Genomic DNA, 1,315 nt, shown 5'->3' on the forward strand with positions numbered 1-1,315 from the left:
AACCTGTCCTTCACCGAGCTCAAGGCCGGCGCGGCGGGCTTCATCACCGCCCGCCAGGTCGAAGCCGGGCAAGTGGTGCAGGCGGCGCAGACCGTCTTCACCATCGCCGAGGACGGCGATCGCGACGCGGTGTTCAACGTCCAGGAAACGCTGGTCGCGCGGACGCCGCAAACGCCAGCGGTGACGATCACGCTGTTGTCCGACCCGCAGGTCAGGGCGATGGGCAAGGTGCGCGAGATCTCGCCGGCGGTCGATCCGGCTTCGGGATCGATCCGGGTCAAGGTCGCCATTCCCGACACGCCCGCCGCCATGCCGCTGGGCGCGGCCGTGATCGGCTCGGCCAGCGCCAAGCCGATCAAGGCGATCCTGCTGCCCTGGCAGGCGCTGACCTCGACCGACGGCAAGCCGGCGGTCTGGGTGGTAGACCCATCGAACAAGGCGGCGACGACGACGCCGGTCGAGGTGCTGGCCTTCGATTCCGGTGTGGTCGTCATCAGCAGAGGGCTTGAGGCAGGCCAGAGTGTCGTCACCAATGGCGGCCAGTTGCTCAGCCCCGGACAGGCGATCGAGATCGCGGGAGCAGGCCAATGAAGCGGCTGCCGCCCGTGCTTGTGCCCGTCCTGCTGTTGCTTGCGCCGCTCGCCGGCTGCTCGCAATCGGAAGACAAGCCGCCCGAGATCATCCGGCCAGTGCTGTCGGTGGTGATCGAGCCGCGCACCATCCAGACCTTCGGCTTCGCCGGGTCGATCGAGCCGCAAGTCAGCGCCGACCTCTCCTTCCGCCTGCTCGGCCGCGTCGTCGCCCGCGACGTCAAGGTCGGCGACATCGTCACCAAGGGCACGACGATCGCAGCCCTCGACCCGACGGCGCTGGAGCTTGCGGTGCAGGCGGCCAAGGCCGAGCTTTCCAACGCCGAGGCGCAGTTCGCCAACGCCGCCGCCAGCGAGGAGCGCCAGCGCCAGCTGCTGGCCGCCGCCAACACCTCGCAGGCCGTCTTCGATGCCGCCCAGCAGGCGCGCAAAGCGGCCGAGGCCGGCGTCGAGCGGGCCAAGGCCTCGCTTGCCAAATCGCAGGAGCAGCTCGGCTATGCGCGCCTGTTCTCGGATTTCGACGGTGTCGTCACCGCCGTCGGCGCCGAGGTCGGCCAGACCGTGTCGCCGGGCCAGACGGTGGTCACCGTGGCGCGCTCGGACCTGCGCGAAGCGGTGGTCGACATCCCCGACCAGCTGACCGGCGACCTCGCCGCCGGCACGCCGTTCGAGGTCATCCTGCAATCGCTGCCGACCATCCAGACCGAAGCCAAGCTGCGCGAAAT

General features: G+C 69.7%; 2 protein-coding genes. Both read left to right on the forward strand.

Going from position 1 to position 1,315, the window contains the following annotated elements; all coding sequences use genetic code 11:
- On the forward strand, positions 1–591 hold a 591-nt coding region (locus EN780_RS34385; protein WP_128276472.1), incomplete at its 5' end, for an efflux RND transporter periplasmic adaptor subunit.
- Positions 588–1,315, forward strand: a 728-nt coding sequence (locus tag EN780_RS34390) for an efflux RND transporter periplasmic adaptor subunit (protein WP_128276473.1), incomplete at its 3' end; no start/stop codon positions are given. The genes EN780_RS34385 and EN780_RS34390, both read left to right, overlap by 4 nt.

It is taken from the genome of Mesorhizobium sp. M4B.F.Ca.ET.089.01.1.1 (assembly GCF_004022605.1).
Lineage (GTDB): Bacteria > Pseudomonadota > Alphaproteobacteria > Rhizobiales > Rhizobiaceae > Mesorhizobium > Mesorhizobium abyssinicae.